Annotated in this window: 15 protein-coding genes; 9 read left to right on the plus strand and 6 right to left on the minus strand. The window is 71.5% G+C overall.

What is annotated here, in order from left to right; genetic code table 11:
* Positions 1-59 precede the first annotated feature (59 nt).
* Both metG and KHP12_RS27375 read right to left on the minus strand, forming a co-directional pair.
* The gene (metG, locus tag KHP12_RS27370; protein ID WP_086881538.1) at positions 60-1,793 is read right to left on the minus strand and encodes a methionine--tRNA ligase; all 1,734 of its coding nucleotides are present in this window, start codon (positions 1,791-1,793) and stop codon (positions 60-62) included.
* 159 nt (positions 1,794-1,952) lie between these two features.
* A complete protein-coding gene (locus tag KHP12_RS27375; protein ID WP_308289513.1) occupies positions 1,953-4,112 on the minus strand; it encodes a VWA domain-containing protein in 2,160 nt (719 codons plus the stop codon).
* A 397-nt stretch (positions 4,113-4,509) separates the two neighbouring features.
* On the opposite strand from KHP12_RS27375, the gene KHP12_RS27380 reads away from it, so the two are divergent.
* Complete coding sequence (locus tag KHP12_RS27380) at positions 4,510-6,585, plus strand: PhoX family protein (protein WP_086881536.1); 2,076 nt, start codon at positions 4,510-4,512, stop codon at positions 6,583-6,585.
* A gap of 92 nt (positions 6,586-6,677) precedes the next feature.
* On the opposite strand, the gene ligD is transcribed toward KHP12_RS27380, so the two are convergent.
* Positions 6,678-7,616: a non-homologous end-joining DNA ligase gene (gene ligD / locus KHP12_RS27385; RefSeq protein WP_086881535.1), complete on the minus strand. Its 939-nt coding sequence runs from the start codon at positions 7,614-7,616 to the stop codon at positions 6,678-6,680.
* Positions 7,617-7,784: 168 nt separating this feature from the next.
* On the opposite strand from ligD, the gene KHP12_RS27390 reads away from it, so the two are divergent.
* Entirely contained in the window at positions 7,785-8,822 is a 1,038-nt protein-coding gene (locus KHP12_RS27390) for a LysR family transcriptional regulator (RefSeq protein ID WP_086881539.1), read from the plus strand.
* Between the two features lie 15 nt (positions 8,823-8,837).
* Here KHP12_RS27390 and KHP12_RS27395 read toward each other — a convergent pair whose 3' ends face one another.
* Positions 8,838-9,908, minus strand: a complete 1,071-nt coding sequence (locus KHP12_RS27395; protein WP_308016922.1) for an endonuclease/exonuclease/phosphatase family protein — start codon at positions 9,906-9,908, stop codon at positions 8,838-8,840.
* Positions 9,909-10,524: 616 nt separating this feature from the next.
* Between KHP12_RS27395 and KHP12_RS51355 the strand changes: the two genes are divergently transcribed.
* Positions 10,525-10,761, plus strand: a complete 237-nt coding sequence (locus KHP12_RS51355; RefSeq protein ID WP_244203479.1) for a zinc ribbon domain-containing protein — start codon at positions 10,525-10,527, stop codon at positions 10,759-10,761.
* A gap of 109 nt (positions 10,762-10,870) precedes the next feature.
* Here the strand turns inward: KHP12_RS51355 and KHP12_RS27405 are convergent, their stop codons facing one another.
* Together KHP12_RS27405 and KHP12_RS27410 are read right to left on the minus strand one after the other, a co-directional pair.
* A complete protein-coding gene (locus KHP12_RS27405; RefSeq protein ID WP_086886319.1) occupies positions 10,871-12,418 on the minus strand; it encodes an ATP-dependent DNA ligase in 1,548 nt (515 codons plus the stop codon).
* A 48-nt stretch (positions 12,419-12,466) separates the two neighbouring features.
* Positions 12,467-12,937: a DUF7144 family membrane protein gene (locus tag KHP12_RS27410; protein WP_037961821.1), complete on the minus strand. Its 471-nt coding sequence runs from the start codon at positions 12,935-12,937 to the stop codon at positions 12,467-12,469.
* Positions 12,938-13,189: 252 nt separating this feature from the next.
* On the opposite strand from KHP12_RS27410, the gene KHP12_RS27415 reads away from it, so the two are divergent.
* From KHP12_RS27415 to KHP12_RS27440, 6 genes are all read left to right on the plus strand, one after another.
* A complete protein-coding gene (locus KHP12_RS27415) occupies positions 13,190-15,946 on the plus strand; it encodes a SpoIIE family protein phosphatase (protein WP_086886318.1) in 2,757 nt (918 codons plus the stop codon).
* A 216-nt stretch (positions 15,947-16,162) separates the two neighbouring features.
* On the plus strand, positions 16,163-17,842 hold the full coding sequence (locus KHP12_RS27420; protein ID WP_210609558.1) for a sensor histidine kinase: 1,680 nt from the start codon (positions 16,163-16,165) through the stop codon (positions 17,840-17,842).
* A 14-nt stretch (positions 17,843-17,856) separates the two neighbouring features.
* The gene (locus KHP12_RS27425) at positions 17,857-18,285 is read left to right on the plus strand and encodes a roadblock/LC7 domain-containing protein (protein WP_086886287.1); all 429 of its coding nucleotides are present in this window, start codon (positions 17,857-17,859) and stop codon (positions 18,283-18,285) included.
* Positions 18,282-18,641, plus strand: coding sequence for a DUF742 domain-containing protein (locus KHP12_RS27430; protein ID WP_020869869.1), 360 nt, complete (start codon positions 18,282-18,284; stop codon positions 18,639-18,641). Before KHP12_RS27425 ends, KHP12_RS27430 begins: the two co-directional genes overlap by 4 nt.
* Positions 18,622-19,266 carry a GTP-binding protein gene (locus KHP12_RS27435; protein WP_372455232.1) on the plus strand — a complete coding sequence of 215 codons (645 nt, stop codon included), beginning with the start codon at positions 18,622-18,624 and terminating at the stop codon, positions 19,264-19,266. The genes KHP12_RS27430 and KHP12_RS27435 overlap by 20 nt, the downstream gene beginning before the upstream one ends.
* Positions 19,263-20,561 carry a cytochrome P450 gene (locus KHP12_RS27440; RefSeq protein ID WP_210609560.1) on the plus strand — a complete coding sequence of 433 codons (1,299 nt, stop codon included), beginning with the start codon at positions 19,263-19,265 and terminating at the stop codon, positions 20,559-20,561. Before KHP12_RS27435 ends, KHP12_RS27440 begins: the two co-directional genes overlap by 4 nt.
* The last annotated feature ends 111 nt before the right edge of the window (positions 20,562-20,672 follow it).

Here is a 20,672-nt window from a genome sequence, read left to right on the forward strand (position 1 = left end):
GCCACGCGGCTCCGCCGCGTGGCACGCCGCAGGCGTACGCGTACCGCCGGACACCCTGGCTAGGCGGCGCCGTTCCCGTTCTGCTCATCGCCGCCGAAGCGCTGCCGGAAGGCGTCCAGGTCCTCCTCGGTGATCTTCGCGAAGAGCACCGGGGGAACCGTGAAGGCCGTGCCCGCCGGGACCGACGCCAGCGCCTTCGCCTCCTCCTGGCCGACCCAGACCGCGGTGTCCTCGCCCAGCGCGAACGCCGACCGCATGGCCCGCGCCGAGGCCGGGATGAACGGCTCGGAGACGATCGCGTAGAGGTGGATGAGGTTCATCGCCGTACGGAGGGTGAGGGCCGCGGCCTCCTGGTCGGTCTTGATCTCCAGCCAGGGGGCCTTCTCCTCCAGGTAGGAGTTGCCCGCGCTCCACAGGGCCCGCAGCGCCGCCGCGGCCTTGCGGAACTGGAGCGCGTCCATGTGCTCCTCGTACTCCGCCAGCAGCCGCGCGATCTCCTCGCCCAGGCGCTCCTCCGCCTCCCCGGCGGTCTTCCCGGCCGGGACCTCGTCGCCGAACCGCTTGCGCGAGAAGGACAGCACGCGGTTGACGAAGTTGCCGAGGGTGTCGGCCAGGTCCTTGTTGACCGTGGCGGTGAAGTGCTCCCAGGTGAAGGAGGTGTCGTCGGACTCCGGGGCGTTCGCCATCAGGAAGTAGCGCCAGTAGTCGGCGGGCAGCACCTCGAGCGCGGCGTCGGTGAACACCCCGCGCTTGGCGGAGGTGGAGAACTTCCCGCCGTAGTACGTCAGCCAGTTGAACGCCTTGACGTAGTCGACCTTCTTCCAGACGTCCCGGGTGCCCAGGAGGGTGGCCGGGAACATCACCGTGTGGAACGGGACGTTGTCCTTGGCCATGAACTCCGTGTAGCGGACCGTCTGGTCCACGTCGTACCACCACGACTTCCAGTCGCGGTTCGCCGGGTCCTGGTCCGCCCACTCCTTCGTGGCTCCGATGTACTCGATCGGGGCGTCGAACCAGACGTAGAAGACCTTGCCCTCGGCCGCCAGCTCCGGCCAGGTGTCGGCCGGCACCGGCACGCCCCAGTCCAGGTCACGGGTGATCGCCCGGTCCTGGAGCCCCTCGTTCAGCCACTTGCGGGCGATCGAGGAGGCCAGCGTCGGCCAGTCCTTGCCGTGCTCGTCGACCCAGGCGGCGACCTCGTCCGCCAGCTTGGACTGGAGGAGGAAGAGGTGCTTGGTCTCCCGGACCTCCAGATCGCTGCTGCCGCTGATCGCGGAGCGGGCGTCGATCAGATCGGTCGGGTCGAGCACGCGGGTGCAGTTCTCGCACTGGTCGCCGCGGGCCCGGTCGTAGCCGCAGTGCGGGCAGGTGCCCTCGATGTAGCGGTCGGGGAGGAAGCGGCCGTCGGCGTTGGAGTACACCTGGCGGATCGAGCGCTCCTCGATGAAGCCGTTCGCCTTGAGCTCACGCGCGATCGTCTGGGTGATCTGCACGTTCTGCGCGGAGGAGCTGCGGCCGAAGTAGTCGAAGGCCAGCCCGAAGCCGTCGTAGATCGCCTTCTGCGCGTCGTGCTGCTGGGCGCAGAACTCGTCGACCGGCAGCCCGGCCTCCTTGGCGGCCAGCTCGGCGGGGGTGCCGTGCTCATCGGTGGCGCAGATGTAGAGGACGTCATGGCCGCGCTGGCGCATATAGCGGGAGTAGACGTCGGCCGGGAGCATGGACCCCACCATGTTGCCCAGGTGCTTGATCCCGTTGATGTAGGGAAGGGCGCTGGTGATGAGGTGTCGAGCCATTGCAGGCTGCTCCCGAGTCGATACGGTAAGTGACTTTTCGCTCTGTTGAGCCGCCAATATCGTATCGGAGCGACGGGGGCCACCCGCGCGGCGTTTTTCTCCGCGGCGGATGGCCCCCGGGGTGGCGCCGGTGCGGCGCCCGGTCGGTGGGGTCGCTCGTCAGCCCTGCTCGCGGGCGGCCAGCCAGCCCGGGAACTTCTTGAGCAGCTCCCGGTACAGCTCGGCGTCGGCGACCGTACGGGGGTCGAGCCCGGCGTGGAAGAAGCCGGTGTTGTCGACCGCCCGCTTCTCGGGGACGGCGAGGGCGGGCGCGGTGTCCAGCTTCCGCAGGAAGTCGAACCCCTTCGCCTCCGGGTCCCCGAACGCCAGGAACTGCCAGAACAGCGGCAGCCCCGCCGCCTCGCACAGCGCCTTCTCGGCGGCGGTCTTGGTGGTCGGCGCGCCGTCCGTCTGGAAGATCACGAACGCGGGGTCGGTGGTGCCGGACGCCTTGTAGTGCTCGATGACGGCGTTGACGGCGGTGTGGTAGTTCGTCCGCCCCATGTGCCCGAGCGAGCCGTGCAGCTCCTCGATCCGGCCGGTGTGCCGGTCCAGCTCGAGGTCGGCGGTGCCGTCGATGTCGGTGGAGAAGAACACGACGGGCACGGTGCCGCTGGTGTCGAGCTGCGCGGACAGGGCGAGCGCCTGCTCGGCGAGATGCGACACGGTGCCGTCCTTGAAGTACCCCCGCATCGACCCGGACCGGTCCAGCACGAGGTAGACGACGGCCCGCTGCCCGCCCAGCCCACTCTCCTGAACGGCCTCCCCGGCCGCGCCGTACGCCCCGACGAGCGCAGGCGCCCGCGACGTGAGGTCGGCGAGTGGGATGGCGGCCGCGGGTGCGTCGGCCTTGCCCGCGGTGGCGGGTGCGTCGGCCGCGGCCGCGGTGGTGGAGGCGTCGGTCTTGGCCTCGGCGGCGGCTGCGTTGGCCTTGGCCGCGGTGGCGGGTGCGTCGGTCTTGGCCGCGGCGGTTGCGGCCGCTACGGGCGCGGGGGCGGCTGCGGCCGCCACGGGCTCGGCTGCGGACTCGGACTCGGGCTCAGGGTCGGGCTCGGTCGTGGGCTCGGCGTCGGCCTTGGGCTCAGGGGCGCTGGCGCCCGTGGGCGCGACCTCCGCCTCGGGCTCGGCGTCGGCTTCGGGCGTGGGACCCTCGGGCTCGGGCTCAGGGTCGGCCTCGGGCTCGCTCGCGGCTGCGGGTTCGGTCTCCGCCTCGGCCGGTTCGTCGGCTGTGGGGGTGGCGTCGTCGCCAGCCTCGGCCTTCGCCTCGACGTCGGCCTTCGGTGCGGCGTCAGCGTCGCTCGCGGCTGGCGGCTCGGTCTCCGCCTTCGCGGGCTCGTCGGCTGTGGGGACGGCGCCGTCGCCAGCCTCTGTCTTCGCCTCGGCGTCGGCCTTCCGCTCGGCGTCGGCGCTCGCCTCCGCCACCGGAGTGGCCGCGGCGTCGGCGTCGGCCTTGGCCTCGGCGTCAGCCTCTGTGGCTGCCTCAGCCTTGGGCTCGGCGGTTTCCGCTGTCGCCTCAGCTTCGGGCTCGGCCTTGGCCGTGGACTCGGGCGCCGCAGCGGGCTCCGGCGCGGGGTCCTCCGCAGCCTCGGCCTGGGACGCGGTGTCGGCCTCCGCCACTGGCGCCGCGGCCTCGGGGGCACTCGTGGCCGCGGGTTCGGCCTCCCCCTTGGCGTCGGCCTTCCGCTCGTCGTCAGCCGCTGCCGCCGCCTCGGCGGACTTGGACTCGGCGTCGGCACTCGCCTCTGCCGCCTCTGCCGCCTCGGCCTCAGCGGGCTTGTCGTCCGTCTTGGCCGCGGAGGTGGACTCGTCGTCAGCCTCGCCAGTCGTCGCCTCTGTCGTCGCCTCAGGCGTGGTGGGGGACTCCGCCTCGGCCTTGGTGGCCTCTGCCTTGTCCTCGGCCTGGGCCGCGGGTTCGGGCGTCGGCTCCGGTTCGACACCGGCGGTGGGGGCCGTGGCGTCGTCATCGGCCGTGGGCTGGGCGTCAGTGTCCTCCTGCGCGGGGGACTTCAGGATCTCGTCGAGGGACTTCAGCGGCGCGGACAGGGCCGGGTCGTGCCCGGATTCGTCGTCCCCGGATTCCCCGGATTCCCCGGATTCCCCGGAGTCCCGGGAGTCCCCGGAGTCCGGGACCGGGGCCTGGGCCGCGATCGCCGCGTCCGCGTCCGTGTCCGCGTCCACGGTCGGCCCGGCCTCCCGCTCAGCCTTCGGCTCAGACGCAGGCTCCGGCGCGGGCTCGCGCTTGGCGTCCGACTCGGGCTTCTCCTCAGCCTTCTGGTCCACCGTCGGCTCTGCCGACTCTGGCTGGGGGTCCGGGACAACCGCCGCCTCCGGCGCAGCAGAAGAATCGTCCACCCCCGTGGTTCGGGAGCGGCCGAAAACTTTGCGCAGTAGGTCCCGTATGCCCATGGGAGATACCTCTCACGTGTCGAGTGCGGTGCATGGCGGTGCATGTCCGTGGTGCCGAAAGGCTAGCGGGCCGTTCGGCGGCCCTCTTCCGCCGATTCCGCTCGCGCTTCGTTCACCTCTGGTTCAGGCGTTCGTCGCCACCATGCGGTTCTACGCCCATAGCTTCGCCGCCAAAGGATCCCGACGTCATGTCGGCCCGGACCGCGTCGGCGTACTGCCCATGCGGGGCCCGGCGAAGCCCATACGTGAACACCCTTACGGAGGGGAAGACGTGCGCAACCTCCTGCCGCTCATCAGCTCACACCCGGGCGGTCGGTCCGCACTGACGTGCCGGTACCGCTGTGGCGACGCCTGCCTTCACGAGACGCCGAACACCAGCGACAACGCCTACGTGGGCGATGTCATCGCCGGTGCCGCCTCGCGCCGTGCCCTGCTGCGGGCCGGTGCCGTGGTGACCGTGGCCGCCGCGACCGGTGCGGTGGCGGTGGAGCGGGCGCCGCAGGCGTCCGCCGCGACGGGCGGTGCCGCCGCGGAGCACAAGGCTGCGGCGAAGAGCAAGCCCGCCCGCGGCCTCCGCTTCGCACCGGTCGCCCCCAACACCGAGGACACCGTGGTCGTCGCCGACGGCCACGACCAGAACGTGGTGATCCGCTGGGGCGACCCGATCCTGCGCGGCGCGCCCGCGTTCGACCCGGACCGGCAGAGCGCCAAGGCCCAGGCGGGCCAGTTCGGTTACAACAACGACTACATGGCGGTCCTGGACGTCCCCGGCGAGCGCGACCATCAGCTGCTCGTGGTCAACCATGAGTACACCGACGAGGTGCTGATGTTCTCGGGTTACGACCCGGAGAACCCCACCCGCGAGCAGGCCGAGATCGGCTGGGCCGCGCACGGCCTGTCCGTGGTCGTGACGGCCGAGGAGCGCGGTCTCGGCCGGCTCACCGCGCTGTCGCGCCACCGCCTCAACCGCCGTATCACCGCGACCACTCCGTTCGAGGTCACCGGCCCGGCGGCGGGCAGCGAGCTGCTGCGCACCTCCGCCGACCCGACCGGCAAGCGGATCCTCGGCACGCTGAACAACTGCGGCGGCGGCATCACGCCGTGGGGCACGGTGCTCTCCGGCGAGGAGAACTTCAACCAGTACTTCGCAGGCGGCGGTTCGGTCACCGACCCGGCCACCGCGGCCCGCCTCAAGCGCTACGGCATCACCGGCGCCGCCTCCGAGCGCAAGTGGGAACGGTTCGACGACCGTTTCGACGTGGCCAAGGAGCCGAACGAGACCAACCGCTTCGGCTGGGTGATCGAGATCGACCCGTTCGACCCCGAGTCCACCCCGCGCAAGCTCACCGCGCTGGGCCGCTTCAAGCACGAGGCCGCCGAGCCCCGGCTGACCACCGACGGCCGTCCGGTCCTCTACATGGGCGACGACGAGAAGTTCGACTACTTCTACAAGTTCGTCTCCGCCAAGCGGATGATGAAGGGCAACAGCCGCATCGCCCGCGAGCACAACCGCACGCTGCTGGACGAGGGCACGCTGTACGTCGCCAAGTTCACCGGTGACAGCCCGTCCGCCGAGATCGACGGCTCCGGAAAGCTGCCGAAGGACGGCGAGTTCGACGGCGCCGGTGAGTGGATCCCGCTGGCCTGCGGCGACCGCTCCTTCGTGGAGGGCATGACCGCCGAGGAGGTCTACGTCTTCACGCGTATCGCCGCCGACAAGGCGGGCGCGACGAAGATGGACCGCCCCGAGGACGTCGAGCCGAGCCCGCGCACCGGCCGGGTCTACATCGCGCTGACCAACAACAGCGACCGCGGCAAGGAGGGCAAGGCCCCCGCCGACGAGGCGAACCCGCGCAACGGCAACAAGCACGGCCAGATCCTGGAGCTGACCGAGCGCTGGAACAACGCGGGCTCCACCCGCTTCAACTGGCGGCTGTTCCTGGTCTGCGGCGACCCCGAGGACCCGAGCACCTACTTCGGCGGCTTCCCCAAGGACCAGGTCAGCCCGATCTCCTGCCCGGACAACATCACCTTCGACGCGTACGGCAACCTGTGGATCTCCACGGACGGCAACGCGCTCGGCAACCACGACGGGCTGTTCGGCGTGGCCACGGCGGGCAGCCGCCGCGGTGAGGTCAAGCAGTTCCTGACGGTGCCGAACGGCGCCGAGACCTGCGGGCCGATCGTGCAGGACCGGCGGGTGCTGGTGGCCGTGCAGCACCCGGGCGAGATCGACGGCGCGAGCGTGGAGAAGCCCGCGTCCACCTGGCCCGACGGCCCGGGCAAGCTGACCCGGCCGTCCGTGATCAGCGTCTGGCGGCGCGACGGCGGCGACATCGGCGCCTGAGGCGCCTGAGGCGCCTGAGGCGCCTGAGGCGCCTGAGGCGCCTGAGGCGCCTGAGCGCCTGACACTCCGTGAGGCGCCTGACGCTCCGGCGCTCAGCCCTCGCCCTCCGCGAGCCGCTTCAGCCGCTCGCGGGGGCCGCGCAGTGAACGGCCCCTGGTGTCCGTACGGGCCCAGGGGTCGTCCGCGAGCCGTTCGCCGACCGTCCGCAGCGTCCAGCGGTCGGCCCTCAGCTCCGGGTCGTCCAGCTCCCCCGCGTCGATGGGCGTGGCCACGGGCGCTCCCGGCTTGGCGCGCACCCCGTACGGGCTGACGGCGGTCTGGGCGTAGGCGTTGCGCTGGGTGTCCAGGTAGAGCCGGCCGCGCCGGTTGGCCTTGCGCGGCTCGGTGGTGAGCCGGTCGGGGTGGCGGGCGGCCAGCAGATCGGCGGCGTCGCGGGCGAAGGACCGCACGGTGTCGAAGTCGGCGCGGCGGTCCAGCGGGACGATGACGTGCAGCCCGCGCGAACCGGTGGTCATCAGCAGCCCCGGCAGCCCGAGCTCGCCGAGCAGTCCGCAGCAGCGGCGGGCCGTCCAGCGCACCTCCTCGAAACCGGACTCACCCGACGAGGGCGGATCGAGGTCGAAGACCAGCCGGTCGGGGTGGTCGGGCCGGTCGGCCCGGGAGAGCCAGCGGTGCGGGGTGACGCACGCCTGGTCGGCGAGGTAGAGGAGGGTAGCGGTGTTGTCGCAGACCACATGGGTGACCTCACCGCCCTCCTTGGGGAGCACGGCGCGGCGCACCCAGTCCGGAAAGTAGTCGGGTGCGTTCTTCTGCATCAGCGGCTTGCCGCCGATTCCGTCCGGATGGCGTTCCATCATCAAAGGGCGGCCGCGCAACTGCGGAATGATGCGCCGGGAGACCGAGCGGTAGTACTCGACGAGGTCCCACTTCGTGATCCCGTCGTCGGGGAACAGCTCCTTTTCCGGCCGGCTGACCCGTACGGTGTGGCCCCCGGTCCTGACGTTTCGCGCATCGGTCCGCTTCTCGCTCATATCGGGCCCGGGTAACCCCATGGATCGCTGACTAAACTCTGGAGTCAGGAAAACGGGAGAAGTTGAAAAGCGGGGGAAATCATGGGGAGACCAGGTTCGCTCGGCCCGCCGACGACGGATCGGCGCGGCCGCTGGGCGCAGAGCCCGCTCGCGCTGATGGACACCACCATGGACCAGTTGCGCACCCTGATCATGGTCCATGAGGCGGGTACGGCGCTCGGCGCGGCACGGATTCTGGGCCGTGAACAGTCCAGTGTGCAAAAGCAGATCGACACCATGAACCGGAACTTTCGCGAGCTTTGCGGCGAACCCCTCATACTCAAGCAGGGGCGGGGCAAGGATGTGCTGTTCACCGGCACCGGAGAAGCCCTGGTCGAATTGGCGCGCGGAACTCTCGGCGACTGGCTGGACGGTATCCATGAGTCACGGCGCCGCCTGGGAAAAACGCTGATGGTGGGCACCACCCGATTTACCCTCAGCTATCTGGCGGGTGCCGGGGAGCGGGTGGCCGAGGACTTCCGGCAGCGCGCTATCGAGCTCAAGGTCGGCCATGTGCGCACCCGGGACGTACTGGCCAAGCTGCGCGCCAAGGATGTGGACCTGGTGTGCGGCTCCGTGGTGACCCGGCCCGAGGGCGACGACGAGCTCGCCGCCTTCGATGTGATGGAGTGGCGGCGCAGCGGGGTCTCGCTGCTGACCAATCTCTCCGAGGCCGAGCTGCCCGGCCCCACCGCCCCGACCAGCGCGCTGCGCACCCTGCCGCTGGTGGTCTCGGCGAGCGGGCTGATGGCCGGGGTGCTGCACACCTGGTTCGGCGGTGACTACCGCGGCAAGCTGCGCATCGCGGCCGAGATCGACACCGTCAACTACGGCTTCGAACTGCTGCGCTCGGGGCTGCTCCGCGGCTGCATGCTGGTCACCAAGGGGGTCGCGGACGCGGCGGGCGATCCGAGGGTGGCGTACGGACGCGGGCTGCGCGCCGTCGAGCTGGTCAATGACACCGGGCCCCGGCTGGAGGTGCTGCTGGGCGCGTTCACCCGGCGCGGGGAGCGCGCGTCCTATGACCCGGCCCATCCGCTCAATCTGCTCTGGGACGCGCTCGCGCGGGAGAACGCGCGCTGGCAGCGGGAGCAGCGCTGGCCGACGGCGGGTCTTGAGCCCGATCCGTTCGAGCTGGCCAACTCCTACGACCCGAGCGAGAGCTGAGCCCCCGGTCGGGATTCAGCTCTGTGGCCCGTACAGGTCCAGCTCCACCAGCAGCGCCCGGTGGTCGGTGTGCGGCAGCTCCAGGAACCGGGCCGCGCGCGGCCGCAGTGCCCGGCTGACCAGGACGTGGTCGATCTGCGCCCCCAGGAGCGGGGCCGTGGCGCTCGGCCAGCTGGGTGTGCGGGGCACCCCGGCGGCCCGTGCGCTGTCCCGCAGCCCGGTGTCCAGCACGGCCCGGAAGGCGGCGTGGTCCTGGGTGGCGTTGAAGTCGCCCGCGATCAGGGTGGGTTCCTCGCCCCGCCCGTCCGCGTAGGCCCGCAGCCGCCCGAGCTCGGTGCGCCAGAGGTCCACTTGCCCCGGCATCGGCGGCATGGGATGGGCGACCTGCATCCGCAGCCGCTGCCCCGCGACCCGGACGACCGCGCCCGGCATCCGCAGCGTTCCGCGCACCCCCTCGGCCCGGGTCAGCGGATGGCGGCTGAGGATCGCCGAGCCCGCGGCGGCGCTGTCGCCGAGGGCGACGCTCCGGTACGAGTAGGCCCTGCGGACGGCGGCCGAGTCCAGCGCCGCGGCGCATCGCGTATCGCACTCCTGCACCGCGACCAGGTCCGGCCGCTCCCGGCGCAGCGCGCTCAGCAGCCCCTCCCTGGCCTGGCCGAACTCGAGGTTCGCGGTCATCACCCGCAGCCGGGCGAGGACGGGTCCGTGCGGCTCGGCGTCCGAGGGCGGGGAGCCGCCGTCGTACGGCTGGATGAACCATCCGGTGGCCGCCGCTGCCGCCAGCGCCCAGCCGCACCCCAGCGACCAGCGCGCGGCCGTGCTGAGCAGCAGCCCGAGCGCCGCCGGGACCAGCAGCCAGGGCAGGAAGGCGAGCAGCTGCGGTATGGGGGTGATGCCGTCGGTGTCCATGGCCCGGCACAGCACCACCACGCTGACCACAGCCAGGGGCGGCATCGCGCACCAGGCCGCCCACCGCCGGGCCCGTCCGCCGGGGAGCCTTAGCAGCCGGGCGGCGGCCCGGGCGCCGCGCGGTGCCCGCGGGCGGCCGGGGCCTGCGGCTTGGTCCTCCGCGACTGTCGTCTCCACGCTGGGCCTCTCGATCGGGGCGGGGCGCACATTCTCTCGTACGCATTGGCGAGCGGCCCTGACGTTCACGCCGGGCAAGCGAACAGTTGTCTCATGGGTCGCTGGGGCGGCTGATCGTTGGGGAAGCGGCGGTCGTGTGTGTGGTGGTCGTACTACGGTCCGATGTCATGAAGCTGGTCGTGCAGGTGAAGCTGCTGCCGACGCCGTAGCAGGCGTCGGTCCTGGAGGCGACCCTGCGCGTCTGTAACCGGGCCGCCACCTACGCCTCGCAGGTTGCCTTCGCCAAGGAGCTGAAGGACCGCAACGGCCTCCAGAAGGAGGTGTACGCGGACCTGAAGGCGAGATTCGGGCTGTCGGCCCAACCGGCGGTGCGGGCGGTGAAAAAGGTCGTCGATGCCTATGCGACGCTGAGGGCCAACCTGTGGGCGGGGAACCTGGGCCCGCCCACATCCAAGCGCTACCGGAAGGCCGTCGGCGCCCCCATCGGCTTTCGTCCGGAGGCGGCCCAGCCGTTCGCAAGCGGGTACGGTTACGCCGCGATCAGCGGGGCGCCCTCTCCTCCTGGCCCTTCCACCAGCTGGGACAGCACCTTGCCTACAAGTGCCGCAAGGTCGGGGTGCCGTTCCTCGAAGTGGATGCGGCCTACACCTCGCAGCGCTGTCCGCGCTGTGGGCACACCGATCGGGCCAACCGGCCCGATCGGGACTGTTTTCGCTGTCGTCGGTGTGGGCTCTCCCCCGGCTACCGCTGGGAGGTGCCCCCTGGCCTCGCCGATGTCGTCGCCGGGGTCAATGTGCGCGATCGCGCACGCTCGGCGTGGGTGTTTGTCACCGCACCCGCACCCTCCCGCTGACGACCGCTGGGGTTGGGTGGATGCGACCCGTGACCGTCCTGTCGTAGGAGGTAGTCGGGAGCGCGACGAGGTGTGCACGGCCGAGCGCAACAAACTCGGCCGTGCACGACTAAGAAGGTGACCCGCCGCGCAGCGCCAGCACCGTCTCGACCGTGTCCGCCTGATCCGCCGGTTTGTCCTCCCGGTAGCGCAGCACCCGCGCGAACCGCAGCGTGACGCCCGCCGGATAGCGGGACGAGCGCTGGAGCCCGTCGAAGGCCACCTCCACCACCAGCTCCGGCCGCACCCGCACCACCCAGCCGTCATCGCTGACCGCGATCCCCAGCAGCGCCTCCGTCTGCCACTCCAGCATCACGTCGGTCAGCCCCTTGAACGTCTTGCCCAGCATCACGTACGTGCCGTCCGGCGCCCGCGCGCCCAGATGGAGGTTGGACAGCTTCCCGGTGCGGCGGCCGTGCCCCCACTCCGCCGCCAGCACCACCAGATCCAGCGTGTGCACCGGCTTGACCTTCAGCCAGGACGCCCCGCGCCGGCCCGCGCCGTACGGCGCCTCCAACCCCTTGACCAGCACCCCCTCATGCCCCCGGGCCAACACGTCCGCGGCGAACTCACCGGCCGCCCGCCGGGTTTCCGGATCCGCCGGGTCCTCGGCCACCAGCCGCCGGACCCGCCGCGGCCCGGGGGTGATCCGGGCCAGTTCGGCATGGCGCTCATGGGTCGGCAGGTCGAGCAGATCGCGGTCGTCCACCATGAGCAGATCGAAGAAGACGGGGGACAGTGGCAGCGCGACCGACGCCCCGGCCACATCGAGCCGCGAGCCGACCCGGCCGGAGGTCTCCTGGAACGGCCGGGGCCGCCCCTCCGCGTCCAGCAGGATCACCTCGCCGTCGAGGATCGCCCGGTCCACCGCCAGCTCCCGCGCCGCCGTGACCACCTCCGGCAGCCGCTCGGTGATCTCGTCGAGGGTGCGGGTGTAGATCCGTACCTCCTCGCCGTCCCGGTGGACCTGTACCCGGATCCCGTCCAGCTTCTCCTCGACCGCGCACGCCCCCAGCCGGTTCATGGCGTCGTCGAGGTCCTTGGCGCTCTGCGCCAGCATCGGCAGCACCGGCCGCCCCACCTCGAGCCGGAAGTCGGCCAGCGCCTCCGGGCCGCGCGCCAGCAGCGCCTCGGCCACCGCGCCCAGCGAACCGCCGAGCATCACCGCCCGCCGCACCTCGGCGGCCGGTGCGCCGACGGCCTCGGCGAGCCCCTCCACGGCCAGCCCCTCCAGCGCCCCCTGCCGCAGTTCCCCGCCGATCAGGCCGAGCAGAAAGCCCTGCTCCTCCTTGGTCGCGGCGGACAGCAGCTCGCCCACCAGCCGCTTGCGGGCCGCCGTCGCACCGGTGCCGGAGACCGCCGCGACCCGGCTCAGGGCCTCGTCCACATCGAGCACCGCGAGCGTCGGCTCGGCGGCGGGTTCCCGCCGGTGGCGCAGGGTGGACCAGCCCACTCCGGTGCGGCGCTGGGGCAGCTTGCCCGCGAGATAGGTGATCACCACGGCCGCCTCGGCCGGTTCCGTGCGCCGGAACAGCCGGGCCAGTGCGGCGATCTTCTCCGAGCGGGCGGAGGTGGCCGCGACCTGGCGGGAGGTCAGCGCGACATCAGCCAGCAGCATGGCTCCAGCCTGCCCCGCGCCCTGCCGGGAAACCAGGCGTCGCGACCCTCAGGCGGTGCGTCCCGCCTCGGGCCCTCCCATCTCCGCGCGTCCCGCGCCGCCACGGCTCGGCCCGGCGCACAGCGCCCAGATCACCAGGGCGTCGACGATGAGCAGCACCGTGGCCCAGACCGGGTAGTACGGCAGCCACAGGAAGTTGGCGATCAGCGCGAGAAAGGCCAGCACCACACCCGTGACGCGGGCCCACATCGCACCGGTGAACACCGCGAACCCGGCGACCACCACGGCGATCCCGACAGCCAGGTGGACCCAGCCCCATCCGGCCAGGTCGAACTGGAAGATATAGCTCTGCGTGACCAGGAAGACCCGGTCGGTCCGGATGGCCGAGATGCCCTGGAGCAGGTTCATCAGCCCACCGAAGATCATCATGACCCCCGCGAAGACGAACCATCCGCTCACCGCCCGGTGCATATGGCCCGGAGCGGCCCCTGTCTGAACTCCACCGGCGTGACTGGCCATGTCGGGCTCCTTCGTCCGGCGCGATCGGCGCCGCCACGACACCGATTCACGGCAATTGGGGTGAATTACCCTTTTCTTAGATTTGCATATCCCCCCGCCTTCGGCACCTCGCTCACCGTGAGTTCGCTGTGGGCGCGCGGCGGATTCGCCAGGAGAACGGAAAGTCGCGCATCATATGCGGAACGTGATGGCCGCCTGGCTGCCGGAAGCGGAGATTCGCCTTCCAAGAATTCCCGGTGTAGATGTATGTGTATGGCCCGGTTTATGGGTCGATCGTGGGCTGCCCGCATGTTCCCCGGTCGGCGCCCAGGGAGTCGGCGGCGGGAACGTCCGGAGGTGGCGGGCCGGCGCTTTCGATCGTGGCTGAACGTGCGCAGCGTCGCCGGGCAGGTCTTCATCCTTCAGCTCGTGATCGTGCTGCTGCTCGGCGCGGCGGCCACCGTCGCCCTGGTGCTCCAGGTGCGGCACGACGCCACCGACGAGGCCCGCGGCCGGTCCGTCGCGGTCGCCGAGGCGTTCGCCAACTCCCCCGGCATCGTCCAGGCCCTGCACAGCCCCAACCCCACCAAGGTGCTCCAGCCGAAGGCCGAGGCCGCCCGGAAGAGATCCGGGCTCGACTTCGTCGTGGTCACGAACAACAAGGGCATCCGGTACACCCACCCCAAGCTCAACCGGATCGGCAAGCACTACGTCGGCAACATCGAACCGGCGCTGCACGGGCACACCACCGTCGATACCGGCCCCGGCACACTGGGCGAGGCGATGGACGCCGTGGCACCCATCTTCGACAGCAACCACAAGGTCGTCGGACTGGTCGGCGCGGGGATCACGATCAAGAAGGTGAGCGGGCTCGCCAACCGCCAGCTGCCGCTCCTCGTCGGCGCCGTCTCCGCCTCACTCGTGCTCGCCACCGGCGGCACCGCGTTGGTGAGCAAACGGCTGCGGCGGCAGACCCGTGGCCTGGACCCGATCGAGATGACCCGGATGTACGAGCACCATGACGCGGTGCTGCACTCGGTGCGCGAGGGTGTGCTGATCGTCGGTGACGACGGGCGGCTGGTGCTCGCCAACGACGAGGCGTCCCGGCTGCTCGACCTGCCACCGCGGCCGGAGGGGCAGCTGGTCGACGACCTGGGGCTGGAGCCGCATGTCGCCGACGTCCTGGCCTCCGGGCGCGATGTCACCGACGAGGTGCTGGTGGCCGGCGACCGGCTGCTGGCCATCAACAACCGGCTGACCGACCGCGCCGGGGGGCCGCCCGGCAGCGTCGCCACCCTGCGCGACTCCACCGAACTGCGCGCGCTCTCCGGCCGCGCCGAAGTGGCGCAGAAGCGGCTCAAGCTGCTGTACGACGCGAGTGTGGAGATCGGCACCACGCTCGATGTGAGCCGTACCGCCGAGGAGCTGGCGCAGGTGGCGGTGGACCGCTTCGCCGACTTCGTCACGGTCGACCTGGCGGAGCCCGTGGCGCGCGGCGATGAGCCGCTGGTCGTCGGCGGTGTCGAGATGCGCCGGTCGGCGGTCCACGGCATCCGGCCCAACCACCCCTTCTATCCGGTCGGCCGGGTGTTCGCGTTCGTGCCGTCCTCGCCCCAGGCGTTCGGGCTGAGCGGGGGCGAGCCGGTCGTGGAGGCCGATCTCTCCGAGGCCACCGGCTGGCAGGCCCAGGACCCCGAGCAGACCGCCAAGGTCATCGAGTACGGCGTCCGGTCGCTGGTCACCGTGCCGCTGCGGGCCCGGGGCGTACTGCTGGGCGTGGTCAACTTCTGGCGGATGAAGCAGCGCGAGCCCTTCGAGGAGGAAGAGGTGTCCCTCGCCGAGGAGCTCGCCTCGCACGCCGCGGTCTGCATCGACAACGCCCGCCGCTACACCCGCGAGCACACCATGGCGGTGACCCTCCAGCACAGCCTGCTGCCCCGCGCCCTGCCCAGCCAGAGCGCCCTGGACGTGGCCTTCCGCTATCTGCCGGCGGAGTCGGGGGTCGGGGGCGACTGGTTCGACGTCATCCCGCTGCCGGGGGCGCGGGTGGCGCTGGTGGTCGGGGACGTGGTCGGGCATGGTCTGCACGCGGCGGCGACGATGGGGCGGCTGCGGACGGCGGTGCACAACTTCTCCACGCTCGACCTCCCGCCCGATGAGATCCTCTCCCACCTGGACGATCTGATCGCCCGGATCGACCAGGACGAGGGCCCGGGCGGCCCGAACGGCGACGGCAGCGGTGGTGGGGGCGGCAGCGAGGGCATCACGGGAGCCACGTGTCTGTACGCGATCTACGATCCGGTGACGCGGCGCTGCACGATGGCGCGGGCCGGTCATCCGCCGCCCGCGCTGGTGCGTCCGGACGGCTCGGTGGAGTTCCTCGATCTGCCCGCGGGGCCGCCGCTGGGCCTGGGCGGGTTGCCGTTCGAGACCGCCGAGGCCGAGCTGGCCCCGGGCAGCCATCTCGTCCTCTATACGGACGGACTCATCGAGGACCGCCGCCGGGAGATCGACACCGGTCTGGAGATGCTGCGCCGCGCCCTGTCCCACCCCGGCCGGACCCCCGACCAGATCTGCACCGAGGTGCTGGACGCGCTGCTGCCCAGCAATCCGAGCGATGACATCGCCCTGATCGCCGCCCGGACCCGGGTCGTGGGCGCCGACCGCGTGGCCTCCTGGGAGGTGCCGTCCGACCCCGCAGCGGTGTCCGGGGTGCGCGCCGAGGTCATGCGGAAGCTGGCGGAGTGGGGGCTGGACGAGGCCGCGTTCACCGCCGAGCTGGTGCTCAGCGAGCTGATCACCAACGCCATCCGGCACGCCACCGGCCCGATCCGGGTGCAGGTACTCCGCGACCGCGCGCTGATCTGCGAGGTCTCCGACTCCAGCAGCACCTCTCCGCATCTGCGGTACGCGGCGACGACGGACGAGGGCGGCCGGGGGCTGTTCCTGGTCGCCCAGTTCGCCGAGCGCTGGGGCACCCGCTACACCTCGGACGGCAAGGTCATCTGGGCCGAGCTGGCGATTCCATAACGTCGCCAGATGGGCCGACGGCGGCGGTGTCAATGGCAGCGTCATATGCGTCCGGAACATGACGCTGCGCGGCGCCCCGATTTGACGGGCCGTCATGATCCATGTGCTGAGAGGGTCAGGTCAAACTGACGTGACTCTACTAACATGTGGCGCCCACGGCTTGATGTCCGCGTGGTCCAGCCGAAAACCCTCAACGCGCCCATGAGGACCTGATAGATGTCAGCACACATATCCAGCCATCCGCACAAAGGGCCCTCGGTGACGCGCGGGACCCTGACCGTCCCCCTGCTGGCGGCCGTCGTCGCCGCCGGAGCGGGGCTGTGGGTGACCACCGCGGTGCCATCCGCCCAGCGCACCTTCGTCGCCGTCTTCTGCGGGGCCGCCGCCGTACTGCTGGGGGTGGCGCTCGCGGTCGCCGCCAGCCGCTCGCGGACCATCGACCGCCTCCAGGAGCGGGTCACCTCGCTGGAGACCGCGGCCGCCGCGCAGGAGATCGAGGCCACCCGGCTCGCCGAGGAAACGATTCCCTCCGCGGTCCGGCAACTGCGCGAGGGCGGCTCGGTGGAAACCGTGGTCACCCGCATGGAGCGCCCCACCAGCCGGGCCCATCAGTATCTGCTGCGGACCCTGCTGCGCGAGATCGGCGACGGTGAGCGAATGCGCGCCTCCGCGATGGCCGCGTGCGCCAACGCCGCGGGCCGCGTCCAGGCGCTGGCCACCAGCATGCTGGCCGACCTCCGGGAGATGGAGAACCGCCACGACGAGACCGTCCTCGGCGATCTGCTGAAGCTGGACCACACCACCGCCCAGGCGGGCCGGATCGCGGACAGTATCGCGGTGCTGACCGGTGCCCGCTCCGGGCGCCGCTGGACCAAGCCGATCGTCATGGAGTCCGTGCTGCGCGGCGCGATCGGCCGGATCAGCGCCTTCCAGCGGGTGCGGGTCCACTCGACCAGCAACGCCGCGGTGGCCGGCTACGCGGCCGAGGGCGTCATGCACGCACTCGCCGAGCTGATGGACAACGCCGCCAGCTTCTCGCCTCCCACCGAGGAGGTGCATGTGTACGTCGAGGAGACGCACGCGGGCGTCGTGGTGACCGTCGAGGACGGTGGCCTGGTGATGGGCCCGGCCGCCCTGGACCGCGCCCAGAAGGCCGTCTCCTCCGAGAGCCTGGACCTGATGACGCTGTCCGGCACCCGGCTGGGTCTCGCGGTCGTCGGCTGTCTGGCCCGCAAGCACGGGCTCACCGTCTCCTTCCGGCCGTCCGCGCGGGGCGGCACCGGTGTCGTCGTCCTGATTCCGCAGCAGCTGGTCACGCACATCAACCAGGACGCCGTCGTCCTCGACACGCCGGGCACCGTCCGCACCGGGGTCCCCCGGCAGACGTCCGCCGCGTCCGCCACGTCCGCCGCATCCACCGCCCCGGTCGCATCCACCGCCCCGGTCGCGTCCACCGCCCCGGTCGCGTCCACCGCCCCGGTCGCGTCCACCGCCCCGGTCGCGTCCGCTCCGGCCGCTCCGGCCGCTCCGGCCGCGTCCGCCCCGGCCGCCGCGCCGTCCACGTCGCCGGAGACCGCCCCGTCCCCGTCCCCCTCCCCGTCGTCCGCGCCGGAGCCCTCCGGGCAGCCCTCGCGGGTCAACGGACTGCCCAAGCGGCGCCGTGGCGAGACGCTGGCCGCCGCCACCCGCGCGGCCGCCCGGTCGGCCGAGACGGAACCCAGGCCCAAGACCAGCCGTCCACGCCCCGAGGAAGCCGGAGCCCGCTTCGGCGCCTTCCGCCAGGCGGCCCGCGGTGGATCCGCCGCCGGTGCGCCCTGTGACACCGAGCCTTCGGTATCCGCAGATCACACCGAGACCGCCGAGTCCGCCGAGCCTGCCGAGAACGACAAGCCGTGACAGAAGGAACGCAGATGAACACCACCGACCGCAGCTTGGACTGGCTGTTGGAGAACCTGCTGGAAAAGACCCCGGGTTCGCGCCACGCCCTGGTGCTGTCACGGGACGGTCTCAAGCTCTGCCTCTCCTCCGGGTTGTCCGTTGACCAGGCCGATCAACTGGCGGCCATCGCGTCGGGCATCCAGAGCCTCGCCCATGGCGCGTCCGTCGAGTTCGGCGACGGAAGCGGCGGCGTACGGCAGTCGATGACGGAGTTCCACGGGGGGATTCTGTTCATCGTCGAGGCCGGCGAAGGCGCCCATCTCGCCGTGGTGGCCCATGACGACGCCGATGTCGGCATCATCGGCCACAACATGAACGAGCTCGTCGAGCAGATCGGCGACCATCTGCGGGCCGCTCCGCGGGTGGAAGCCGGCGGCAGCGGCGGCGGGGCGCAGGCATGATCCGAGGTCCGCTGGACAAGGAGGGTCCGGACCGGCTGTACACCGTCACCGGCGGCCGCAGCCGGGCCGACGAGAGCCGGTTCGACATGGTCACGCTGATCGTCAGCGAAAGCGATCCCACCCCCGGAATGCAGTCCGAGCACGTCAAGATCCTGCGGATGTGCCGCCGCCCCCTGTCGGTCGTGGAGATCTCCTCGTATCTGGAACTGCCCGTCAGCGTGGTCAAGATCCTGCTGTGCGATCTGCTGGACACCGGCCGGATCACCGCGCGCCATCCGCATGCGGCCCGCCCCGGTGGCCGGCTGCCCGGGCCCGAAACCCTGAAGAAGGTGCTCGTTGCACTCCAGAATCTCTGAGACCACCGTGAGCACCGCGCTCCCCGGCGGCGCCGGGCACGCCCCGCTGCGGGAGAGCGCGAGCAACGGTCTGAAGATCGTGATCGTCGGCGGGTTCGGTGTCGGCAAGACGACGATGGTGCAGTCCGTCAGCGAGATCCGCCCGCTCAGCACCGAGGAGACGATGACGCAGGCGGGCATCGGCATCGACGACGCCTCGTTCGTGCGCGAGAAGACCACCACCACGGTGGCCTTCGACTTCGGCCGGATCAGCCTGGACGAGCAGATGGTGCTCTATCTGTTCGGCGCCCCGGGCCAGGAGCGGTTCTGGTTCCTGTGGGACCGGCTGTTCTCCGGGACCCTGGGCGCGGTCGTCCTGGTGGACACCAACCGGCTCTCCGACTCCTGGTACGCGCTGGACCGGCTGGAGCACCACGGCACCCCGTTCATCGTGGCCCGCAACAACTTCACCGAGCCGCAGCACACGCTGGAGGAGGTGCGGGAGGCCCTCGACCTCGCGCCCGAGGTGCCGATGATCGAATGCGACGCCCGCAAGCGCGACTCCAGCAAGGCCGTACTGGTCGCGCTCGCCCGCCACCTCTACTCCCTGTCCATCAACGGCTCCGCCGGGGAGACCACCGCGTGACCACCCCTGACCCCACGTCCCCGCTGGACGCCCCGCCCGGGGCGCCGCCCGAGCCCGTCTTCCCGTCGGCCCCCGCGCCGCCCGACGGGGAGGTGCCCCCCGGGTCGGTGCCGCTGGACTACCAGCGGTTCCGGGACGAGCCGATGGAGCTCTACCGCGAACTGCTCCGGGACCACGGCCCGGTCGTGCCCATCCTGCTGGACGGCAAGATCCCCGTCTGGACGGTGCTCGGCTACCGCGAGGTGGTCCGGGTCACCACCGATCCCAATCTGTACGCCCGCGACTCCCGCCGCTGGCACTCCTGGCATCTGGTGCCGCCCGACTGGGAGCTGACCACCTTCGTCGGCTACCGCCCGACCATGCTCTTCAGCGAGGGCGCCGACCACCAGCGACGGTCCGAGGCGATCTGCGACGGTCTGGCGGCGGTGGACCAGTTCGAGCTGCGCGCGGGGTGCGAGCGCGTCGCCGACCAGCTGATCGACACCTTCGCGGGCAGCGGCCGGGCCGATCTGGTGGCCGAGTACGCCAGCCAGATCCCGCTGCGGGTGGTGACCCGGCTCTACGGCCTGGACGACGCCGAATCCGCCGCCATCCAGGACGATTCGCTCCACCTCACCGGGAACGACGCCCCCCTCGCGCTACAGAAGATGCAGACCCGGATGGAGACGCTGATCAAACGCGTCCGAGAGAACCCCGACCAGGTCAACGTCGCCGCCCATCTGGTGTCCCACCCCGCCGGTCTCACCGACGACGAGATCATCAACGATCTGCTCGGCTCCATCTACGCCGTCCAGCAGCCCACCAGCGACCTGATCGGCAACGCCCTCCGGCTGATGCTGACGGACGAACGGTTCGCCATCACCCTCTCCGGCGGCCGCCGCAGCGTCGGCCAGGCGCTCAACGAGGTGCTGTGGGAGGACACCCCGGTCCCGTTCTGGATCGGCCGCTGGGCCGCCGATGACACCATGCTCGGCGGCCGCCGCATCCGTAAGGGCGACTGCCTGATGCTGGGCCTCGCCGCGGCCAACGCCGACCCCGACGTCCGCCCGGACTTCCACTCCGGCGCCGGCGGCAACCAGGCCCATATGGCCTTCAGCCACGGCAAACACGGCTGCCCCCCGGCCGCCCGCGAAATCGCCGAGGTCATCGCCACCGCCGCCATCGAGGTCCTCCTCGACCGCCTCCCGGACGTCACCCTCTCCGTCCCCGCGGACGAGCTCGAATGGCGCGTCACCCTGATGATGCGCGGCGTGGCCGCCCTCCCGGTCGAATTCACCCCGGCCCACCTGCACTGACCGTTTCGTCCCTGGCCTCGTCCCCCGGTGGTTGCCGTACCACCGGGGGACGAAAGGGGCATCCGGTTTTCCCCTATGGCGCGCGCGAGGGCGTAGCGTGGAAGCCACATC

It is taken from the genome of Streptomyces asiaticus (genome assembly GCF_018138715.1).
Taxonomy (GTDB): Bacteria; Actinomycetota; Actinomycetes; order Streptomycetales; family Streptomycetaceae; genus Streptomyces; species Streptomyces asiaticus.

Bases quoted from the DNA above. Each gene is read 5' to 3' on its own strand.
- metG (WP_086881538.1), bottom strand. From the start codon at position 1,793: ATGGCTCGACACCTCATCACCAGCGCCCTTCCCTACATCAACGGGATC.
- ligD (WP_086881535.1), bottom strand. From the start codon at position 7,616: ATGAGCGAGAAGCGGACCGATGCGCGAAACGTCAGGACCGGGGGCCAC.
- KHP12_RS27390 (WP_086881539.1), top strand. From the start codon at position 7,785: ATGGACCAGTTGCGCACCCTGATCATGGTCCATGAGGCGGGTACGGCG.
- KHP12_RS27405 (WP_086886319.1), bottom strand. From the start codon at position 12,418: ATGCTGCTGGCTGATGTCGCGCTGACCTCCCGCCAGGTCGCGGCCACC.
- KHP12_RS27410 (WP_037961821.1), bottom strand. From the start codon at position 12,937: ATGGCCAGTCACGCCGGTGGAGTTCAGACAGGGGCCGCTCCGGGCCAT.
- KHP12_RS27415 (WP_086886318.1), top strand. From the start codon at position 13,190: ATGGCCCGGTTTATGGGTCGATCGTGGGCTGCCCGCATGTTCCCCGGT.
- KHP12_RS27420 (WP_210609558.1), top strand. From the start codon at position 16,163: ATGTCAGCACACATATCCAGCCATCCGCACAAAGGGCCCTCGGTGACG.
- KHP12_RS27425 (WP_086886287.1), top strand. From the start codon at position 17,857: ATGAACACCACCGACCGCAGCTTGGACTGGCTGTTGGAGAACCTGCTG.
- KHP12_RS27430 (WP_020869869.1), top strand. From the start codon at position 18,282: ATGATCCGAGGTCCGCTGGACAAGGAGGGTCCGGACCGGCTGTACACC.